The sequence below is a fragment of the Burkholderia sp. MR1-5-21 genome (assembly GCF_053427715.1).
Window position 1 is genome coordinate 1 of sequence record NZ_JBSAXD010000132.1, and the last position, 441, is coordinate 441.

The 441-nt window shown below is 60.5% G+C and carries 1 protein-coding gene; it reads left to right on the forward strand.

Going from position 1 to position 441, the window contains the following annotated elements; translation table 11 throughout:
* Nucleotides 1-441: serine hydrolase domain-containing protein (locus ACV229_RS40735; RefSeq protein ID WP_448088680.1), on the forward strand; the 441-nt coding region annotated here is incomplete at both ends.

Consider the following 441-nt stretch of genomic DNA (forward strand, 5'->3'; position numbering starts at 1 on the left):
CAGCAACCCGCAGAACCTGGCGACCGTCTCGGTCGCGCTGTTCAAGGGCAGCGACATGATCTGGGCCGAAGCCTTCGGCCAGGCCTCGATGCAAACCGGCACCGCGGCCACGACGACGACGCGCTACAACGTCGGGTCGGTCAGCAAGGTGCTTCCGGCGTTGGTCGCCATGATCCTGCGAGACCGCAAGCAACTCGACCTCGATGCACCAATCGTCAACTACCTGCCGGACTTCTCGATGCTGTCGCCGGAATATACGCAGATCACGTCGCGTCATCTGCTGTCGCATACCAGCGGCTTTCCCGGTTCCAACTACGCGAACCTCTATTCGTCGGCACCGGTCGCGGGTTATGCGCAAACCACGATGGAGATCCTGAAGAACCAGCATCTGAAACATCTGCCCGGTGAAATGGCCGTGTACTGCAACGACGGCTTCACGAT